The 7,436-nt window shown below is 66.4% G+C and carries 10 protein-coding genes and 1 pseudogene; all 11 read right to left on the bottom strand.

Features of this window, described 5'->3' with window-relative positions:
- Window positions 1-97: 97 nt before the first annotated feature.
- Entirely contained in the window at window positions 98-1,105 is a 1,008-nt protein-coding gene (locus GJ693_RS12170) for a PhoH family protein (RefSeq protein WP_156256562.1), read from the bottom strand.
- A complete protein-coding gene (gene miaB, locus GJ693_RS12175) occupies window positions 1,105-2,454 on the bottom strand; it encodes a tRNA (N6-isopentenyl adenosine(37)-C2)-methylthiotransferase MiaB (protein ID WP_268893158.1) in 1,350 nt (449 codons plus the stop codon). The genes GJ693_RS12170 and miaB overlap by 1 nt, the downstream gene beginning before the upstream one ends.
- A 65-nt stretch (window positions 2,455-2,519) precedes the next feature.
- Complete coding sequence (locus GJ693_RS12180) at window positions 2,520-3,311, bottom strand: lysophospholipid acyltransferase family protein (protein WP_156256564.1); 792 nt, start codon at window positions 3,309-3,311, stop codon at window positions 2,520-2,522.
- A gap of 9 nt (window positions 3,312-3,320) precedes the next feature.
- Window positions 3,321-3,743: a Fur family transcriptional regulator gene (locus tag GJ693_RS12185; RefSeq protein ID WP_156256565.1), complete on the bottom strand. Its 423-nt coding sequence runs from the start codon at window positions 3,741-3,743 to the stop codon at window positions 3,321-3,323.
- Between the two features lie 124 nt (window positions 3,744-3,867).
- Window positions 3,868-4,311, bottom strand: coding sequence for a MucR family transcriptional regulator (locus tag GJ693_RS12190; protein ID WP_156256566.1), 444 nt, complete (start codon window positions 4,309-4,311; stop codon window positions 3,868-3,870).
- Window positions 4,312-4,400: 89 nt separating this feature from the next.
- Window positions 4,401-4,919 (bottom strand): ribosomal protein S18-alanine N-acetyltransferase, encoded by a 519-nt coding sequence (gene rimI, locus GJ693_RS12195; protein ID WP_235902854.1) that lies wholly within the window; start codon window positions 4,917-4,919, stop codon window positions 4,401-4,403.
- 19 nt (window positions 4,920-4,938) lie between these two features.
- The gene (gene tsaB / locus GJ693_RS12200; RefSeq protein ID WP_156256567.1) at window positions 4,939-5,502 is read right to left on the bottom strand and encodes a tRNA (adenosine(37)-N6)-threonylcarbamoyltransferase complex dimerization subunit type 1 TsaB; all 564 of its coding nucleotides are present in this window, start codon (window positions 5,500-5,502) and stop codon (window positions 4,939-4,941) included.
- Window positions 5,503-5,513: 11 nt separating this feature from the next.
- Complete coding sequence (locus GJ693_RS12205; RefSeq protein ID WP_156256568.1) at window positions 5,514-6,104, bottom strand: malonic semialdehyde reductase; 591 nt, start codon at window positions 6,102-6,104, stop codon at window positions 5,514-5,516.
- Entirely contained in the window at window positions 6,104-6,658 is a 555-nt protein-coding gene (locus tag GJ693_RS12210) for a NifU family protein (protein ID WP_156256569.1), read from the bottom strand. Before GJ693_RS12210 ends, GJ693_RS12205 begins: the two co-directional genes overlap by 1 nt.
- 96 nt (window positions 6,659-6,754) lie before the next feature.
- On the bottom strand, window positions 6,755-7,219 hold the full coding sequence (locus tag GJ693_RS12215; RefSeq protein ID WP_156256570.1) for a universal stress protein: 465 nt from the start codon (window positions 7,217-7,219) through the stop codon (window positions 6,755-6,757).
- A 32-nt stretch (window positions 7,220-7,251) separates the two neighbouring features.
- Window positions 7,252-7,436 (bottom strand): annotated as a pseudogene (locus tag GJ693_RS16965) (SAM-dependent methyltransferase); the annotation flags it as partial.

A 7,436-nucleotide genomic window follows, 5' to 3' on the forward strand; every position in this document is an offset into this window, starting at 1 on the left:
GTTTCGGCCAGCGCGGCGGCCACCGCGGCGCTTGCCAGCGCCGGCCAGTCCGCCGCCGGCCAGGGGCCCGCGGCCACGTCGGTTTCCACCTGCAGCATCAACCGTCCCTGGTGGGGCCTTCATAGGCCTCCACGATGCGGCCGACGATCGGATGGCGCACCACTTCCTTGGCCGAAAAGCGCAGCGTGCTGATGCCCTCGACGCCCTCCAGCTTCTTCACCGCATCGGCCAGGCCCGACATGCCCGGCGTGGGCAGATCGACCTGGTTGGGATCGCCGCAGATCACCATGCGGCTGCGCTCGCCAAAGCGGGTGAGGAACATCTTCATCTGCAGCGGCGTGGTGTTCTGCGCTTCATCGAGGATGATGAAGGCATGGGCCAGGGTGCGGCCGCGCATGAAGGCCAGCGGCGCGATCTCGATCTCGCCCGACGCCAGCCGCCGCTCCACCTGTTCGGCGGGCAGCATGTCGTACAGCGCGTCGTAGAGCGGGCGCAGATAGGGATCGACCTTTTCCTTCATGTCACCGGGCAGGAAACCCAGCCGCTCGCCGGCCTCGACCGCGGGGCGCGACAGGATCAGCCGGTCAACGCTGCCGGAAATCAGCTGGCTCACCGCCTGTGCCACGGCCAGATAGGTCTTGCCGGTGCCGGCCGGGCCGAGCGCGAAGATCACGTCCGACGATCCCAGCGCCTCGATATAGCGGACCTGGGTGGGGGAGCGGGCAACGATGGTCTTGCGGCGGGTGCGGATGGCGGCGGTGGTGGCCATGCCGCTTTCGGCCTGCACCAGGCCATCGAAGGATGGGTCTGACGCGATGGAGACGGCGCCAAGCACGTCGCCGGTGTCGATCTGCTCCCCCTTCAACAGCCGGCCATAAAGGCTGGTCAGCACGTCGCGGGTGCGGGCCGCGGCTTCGGCCTGGCCCTCCACCACCACCCGGTTGCCGCGGGCGCTGATATAGACGCCGAGCTGGCCTTCGAGCGCGATCAGATTCTGATCATATTGCCCGAACAGCGGCCCCAGCAATTGCACCTTGTCGAACTCGATCTCCAGCCGGACACGATCGGTGGCAGCCAAGGGTCCACGCGGGGCTTTTTTCGACATCAGGCGGCAGCACTTTCTCTTGCTGGAGGGGAAACGGGAACGGCTTCGACACTGTTGGGGCCGGCGCCGACGATGTTGACCGCGACCAGGTCACCGATGGCGGCGCCGGGGATCGAGACCACCGCCGATTGCAGCCACGGCGTCTTGCCAATGAGCTGGCCCGGCTTGCGGCCCGGCCGTTCGAGCAGCACGGTGCAGCGCCGACCGATGGTGGAGCGATTGAAGGCCAGACTGGCCTCGGCAATCGCCGCCTGCAGGCGGGCCAGCCGTTCGTCCTTCACTGCCTCCGGCACCTGATCGGCCATGGTGGCGGCCGGCGTGCCGGGGCGGATGCTGTATTTGAAGCTGTAGGCGGCGGCATATTGCACCTGGCGCACGATCGACAGCGTATCCTCGAAATCGGCCTCGGTCTCGCCGGGGAAGCCGACGATGAAATCGCCGGACAGCGCGATATCGGGGCGGGCGGCACGCAGGCGCTCGAGCGTGGCCAGGTAGGATTCGCGGGTGTGGGCGCGGTTCATCGCCTTCAGCATGCGGCTGGAGCCGGACTGCACCGGCAGGTGCAGATAGGGCATCAGCTTGGCCACCTCAACATGCGCTGCGATCAGATCGTCATGCATGTCGCGCGGGTGGCTGGTGGTGTAGCGGATGCGTTCCAGCCCATCGATGTCGGCCAGCGCGCGGATCAGGCCGGCCAAGCTGAGCCCGCCGGCATAGGCGTTCACATTCTGGCCAAGCAGGGTGATCTCTTTCACCCCGCACGCAACCAGCGCTTGCGCCTCGCCGATCAGGTCAGCCGCCGGCCGGCTGGTCTCCGGCCCGCGGGTATAGGGCACCACGCAGAAGGTGCAGAACTTGTCACAGCCTTCCTGCACGGTGAGGAAGGCTGATGCCTGCGCGATGCGGCGCTGCGGCAGGCTGTCAAACTTGGGCACCAGCGGCATGTCGATATCGACGGCGCGGCCGGTCTGCGCCTGTTTCAGCAATTCGGGCAGGCGGTGATAGGCCAGCGGCCCGACGATCACATCCACCGCGGGCGCGCGGGCGGCGATCTCTGCACCTTCGGCCTGGGCAACGCAGCCGGCAGCAACGATGGTGGGCCGGCGGCCATCGGCGCGCGGCTGGCGCAGACGGCCAATGTCGGAATAGAGTTTCTCGGCGGCCTTCTCGCGAATGTGGCAGGTGTTGAGCACCACCACGTCGGCGGCTTCCGGCGTCGCTACCGAAGTCAGGCCCTCGGCGGAGAGCAGATCGCCCATCCGCTCACTGTCATAGACGTTCATCTGGCAGCCGAAGGACTTGACGTGATAGGTCTTGGCAGGCGCCGGGGCAGGGGATTGTGACGTCACGTGCGCTTCAAGGCTCCAGCAGGTTGCCCACCATCCATAGCCATTTTGCCCGGCCCGGTCACGCCTCATCCACCGCGCATGAGACGGCGGTAGCCGGCGGCAATCACGGCGTGGCAGTGGCGGGCCAGCGCCTTGCGGTCCGGGTAATCGGCCGGGTCGATGGGGTCGTGAAACAAGATCTCCGCCGTCACCCGGCCCAGGCCCATGAAGCCCAGCGCGTGCGGCGCCAGTTCGGTATCCCCCACCCAGGCCAGATCGGGCAGTTGCCGGCGGGTGACGGGCAGGCCGTTGATGCGTGTATAGGCCAGGGTCACCGGCTGGATGATCAGGCCGGGCACATCATTCACCACCGAAAACAGCGCCGATTTGAACGGCAGCACGCCGGTGCCATCGCTGTTGGTGCCCTCGGGAAACAGGATGATGGCGCCGCCGGCGTTCAGCCGCTCGGCAATCTCGTTCTTCTGGGCGGCCGCGGTCGCGCGCCGGTCGCGGGCGACATAGACGGTGTGGGCGAAACTGGCGAGCCAGCCAACCGGGCCCCAGCCGGCGACTTCGGATTTGGCCACGAAGGCGGCGTGGATGCGCGCGCCCAGCACCGGCACATCAGCCCAGCTCAGATGATTGACGACAAACAATATCTTGGCGCGCCGCGCCTGCTGGCCGTGGGTGCGGATGCGCAGGCCCAATGATCGCGACAGGCCGCGGTGGAACCAGACCGGCAGATAGGGCCGGTTCTTCAGCGTGACCGCGCGCAACAACAGCTCGGCCGGCACGATGCTGGCGGCAGTGGCGACCGCGCCGATGGCGGTGCGGGCCGTGGCCAGTCGCCGAGCCGGCGGCGGGCGGCGCTGGATCATCGGAATGGCTCAGGCCGGCTTCTTGAGTGCCTGGCCATACAATTCCATGCGGTGATCGACGAGGCGATAGCCCAGCTTGTCGGCGATGCGGCGCTGCAATTCTTCCAGCTCCGGATCGTGGAACTCGATCACGTCGCCGGTGTCGATGTCGATCAGGTGATCATGGTGGCCATCGGTGATGGTTTCATAGCGCGAACGGCCGCCCTGGAATTCATGCCGCTCCAGGATGCCGGCCTCTTCGAACAATTTCACCGTGCGATAGACGGTGGCGATCGAAATGCGCGGGTCAACTTCGGCAACCCGTCGGTGCAGCGAGTCCACATCGGGGTGATCGGTCACCTCGCTCAGCACGCGGGCGATGACCCGGCGCTGCTCGGTGATGCGCAGGCCCTTTTTCAGGCACAGCGCCTCGATGTCGATCGGCGTGTTCACGGCCATTCTCCCGCATGGCGCAGTTGCGCCCGGCTCTCCCAATTAAGGGCCAAGACCGGCGGGAGCAAGCGGGGCGATTGCCGCTGCAGACCCATCCTCTGCAGCGGCGATCACTGGCCTGATATCAGGCCGGGTTCTTGCGCGGACGGCCGCGCGGCTTGGAGGTGCGCTTGGTGCCCAGGCCAATCGACTTGGCCAGCGTGCGACGTTGCTCGGCATAGTTGGGCGCCACCATCGGATAATCCGCCGGCAGGCCCCACTTGGCGCGATAGTCGTCGGGGGTCATGCCATAGCGCGTCATCAGGTGACGCTTCAGCATCTTCAGCTTCTTGCCGTCTTCAAGGCAGACAATGAAGTCGGGCTTGATCGACGACCGCACCGGCACGGCCGGCTCCTGCTTTGGCGCCGGCGCTTCTGCGGGTGTGCCCAACCGCGCGAGCGTGGCGTAGACGCTTTCGATGACGCCCGGAACTTCGCCCGGTGCAACCGTGTTGTTGGCAAAATGCGACGCGACGATATCAGCCGTCAGCGCCAACAGCTCTGCATGAGACTGTGAAGCTTCTGTCATGTTGATGTCCTTGACCCTTGAACATTTGCGATTTCACTAATCGCAGCTTTTCCTTGAGCCGACATGTCACACTTTGCAACCCGAAATGCTCAATCACTGAGCTTTTCGAGAGCAAAACGCATGGTAATCGCCGCGCGGCGGCTGCCATCCTTGCCCGAATAATAGTCCGGCCGCCGGCCAACCTGCGAAAATCCCGCCCGTTCATAAAGATACTTGGCGGCGTGATTGTCTTCTCTGACTTCCAGGAAGATCTCTGTTGCACCGCGCGCAACCGCGTCTTCCTGTGCGCGCAACAACAGGCGCTGCCCGATACCCTGGCGTCGAGCCTGCGGGCTGACCGCGATCAGCAACAGCTCCACCTCCGGCCCGGCGGCGCGGCACAGGCTGAACCCGGCTTCCTGGGTGCCAAGCAGCGCCAGCCGGCCCCAGCAGCCGGGCAAGGCCAGCGTGGCGCCAACCTGGGCCGATGACCAGGCCTCGCCATATTGCGGTTCAAACGACGCATGCATGACCGCCATCATCGCTTCCAGGTGACGCTCGTCGGCCGGCAGGATGGTCAGCGCGGGATTGGGCGCAGGGTTGGGAGCAGAGGCGGGCAGGCTGTCCACAGCCGACGGCATAATAAGCTCAGTCGCCGGCGTAAAGCGCGGCAGGCGGCCCCAGTGCGGTCGGCGGCACATGCCCGGCAAAACCGGCATCGGGGTGATCAAGATGCAAGGGGGCAGCACCGGGCAGCAGAGCGGCACCGGCGCCCACCACCGCGGTCGCTCCGGCCAGCGTGCGGACAAGCCCGGCCAGCGGAACTGCCAGATCCCGCCGCACGACCGCACCCGCCGCCTGCCCGCGACCGGCATCGATCAGCGCCAGCACCGCCTCCAGCGCCGGGTCAGCGGCAAAGGCCTGCGCCGCCACCAGTGCACAGGCAGACACGCCGTGGACGGGCACACCCCAGGCCAAGCCGAGCGCGCGCGCTGCGGCAATACCGATGCGGATGCCCGTGTAACTGCCCGGGCCGATATCGACGATGATGGCATCCGCCCGGCGCCCGGCCAGCAGATCGGCGATCGCCGGCACAAGCGCCTCGGCATGGCCACGGCCGATCAATTCGTGATGCCGAGCAAGCACTTGGCGGCCATCAACCAGTGCGATCGACAGCGCTGGCGACGACGTGGAGAGGGCGAGGATGGTCACGGCCGCAGCCGCTACAGGATTTGCGCCGCGTCCTCAAACGCCAAGCGCGGCAGGCGCGGGAACAGGCCTTCGCCACTGCCCTTGCCCAAGGAACAGATGAAGTTGGTCTCGACGCCGGTGTCACCCCAGAAGGCGGCATCCACGGCCTTCTTGTCAAAACCCGACATCGGCCCGGTGTCCCAGCCCAGCGCGCGCGCCGCCATGATCAGGTAGGCACCCTGCAAGCTGCTGTTTCTGAACGCGGTTTCGCGGGCGAAGTCAGCGCTCCAGTTGAACCAGGGCCGCGCATCGACGTGCGGAAACAGCTCCGGCAGGCGCTCATAAAACTTCGGATCGAAACCGATGATCACCGTCACCGGCGCCGCCTTCACCTTGTGCTGGTTGTTGGCACTCACACAGGCCGCCAGCTTTTCACGGGCTTCGGCCGAGTGGCAGAACAGAAACCGCGCCGGCGAACTGTTGGCCGAGGTTGGCCCCATCTTCACCAGGTCATAGAGCTGGCGCAGATCGGCTTCCGAAACCGGTGTCGGGTCCCAGCCATAATGGGTGCGGGCATCCGTGAACAATTGCGCCAGCGCAGCGCCGTCAAGGGCCACCACGATCAGACCGCCCGCACTTCGGTGACTTCCGGCACATAATATTTCAGCAGCGATTCAATGCCCATCTTGAGCGTCATCGTGCTCGACGGGCAGCCCGAGCAGGCACCCTGCATCTCGAGGAACACCGTGCCGTCGCGGAATCCGCGATAGACGATGTCACCGCCGTCATCGGCGACCTGCGGGCGCACGCGGGTTTCGAGCAACTCGCGGATCTGCATCACGATATCGGCATCGGCGGGATCATCGTCAAAGCCGGCCTGCGTCACCTCGCCCGTGAACAGCGGCGCGCCACTGGTGAAATGATCAACCAGCACGCCCAAGATCTGCGGCTTCAGCAGCGGCCAATCGGCGCCGGCCGGATTGCGGGTAACTGACACGAAGTCATTGCCAAAGAACACCCGCTCCACATCGCCCAGTGCGAACAAGGCGGCCGCCAGGGGCGAGGCCTCGGCGGCTTCCGGGGTGGGAATGTCCACACCGTCCGCACCGGTCACCTTCTGGCCGGGGCGGAACATCAGGGTCATCGGGTTGGGGGTCTGTTCGGTTTCGATGAACATCGGCGGCGCCTCTCATGCTGTGCCGCCGATATGGCCCAGCCGCCGCTGCGCTTCAAGGCAAATCAGATGATATTTGTCGTGTTTCAGCCGCCAGCGTCAGGCAATGGTGGCAAGTCGGTCCGGATCAAGCCCGCCGGGGACCAGCATCAGAATGCACGGCAGGCTGCCGGCGCGTTCGCCGGCAAAGAAACTCACCAACGGCCCGGGGCTGCCGCGGCTGGCGGTGCCCAGCACCAGCGCGCGGATGCCGGGATTGTCCTTCACATGGCCAAGAATGACCGCCGTCGGATCGCCTTCCAGCACGAGCACAGCCGGTCGCATGCCGCCCATCGCCTCGGCTTCGCCCGCCAGTTCCTCCAGCAAGGCCAAGGCCTCGTCGCGGGCCTCGGCGGCCATCATCGTCTGCACGCTGCCGAAATGCATGAACTCGGTGGGCCGCACCACGCTGACCAACCGCACATCGGCGCCCACATGCGCCGCGCGCAGTACGGCAAAGCGCATGGCGACCCGGCTTTCAGGGCTGTCGTCGATAACGACAAGGTAGGTGGCGGCCTCGTGCACGGCGCAAGCCTAAGACGAATCCGGCTGTCGCGCTACACCCTGCTCTTCAGTGCGGCCGCCAGGCTGGTGGTGGCGCTGCCCGGCGCCTTGGGGCTGGGCTGGCCGGGGCCGGGCGCCCAGCCGGCGACGTGCAGGATCTCCACGGTCACGCCGGTCTTGCCATCAGCATCGGCCAGCGCGGCAAAGCGCTCCGCCGCCGCCATCAGCACATCGCGGC

This window comes from Sandarakinorhabdus oryzae (assembly GCF_009733735.1).
Lineage (GTDB): Bacteria > Pseudomonadota > Alphaproteobacteria > Sphingomonadales > Sphingomonadaceae > Sandarakinorhabdus > Sandarakinorhabdus oryzae.

Excerpts from the sequence above, each read along its gene's own strand:
- GJ693_RS12180 (WP_156256564.1), bottom strand. The coding sequence starts at position 3,311 with ATGATCCAGCGCCGCCCGCCGCCGGCTCGGCGACTGGCCACGGCCCGC.
- GJ693_RS12190 (WP_156256566.1), bottom strand. The coding sequence starts at position 4,311 with ATGACAGAAGCTTCACAGTCTCATGCAGAGCTGTTGGCGCTGACGGCT.
- GJ693_RS12210 (WP_156256569.1), bottom strand. The coding sequence starts at position 6,658 with ATGTTCATCGAAACCGAACAGACCCCCAACCCGATGACCCTGATGTTC.
- GJ693_RS12170 (WP_156256562.1), bottom strand. The coding sequence starts at position 1,105 with ATGTCGAAAAAAGCCCCGCGTGGACCCTTGGCTGCCACCGATCGTGTC.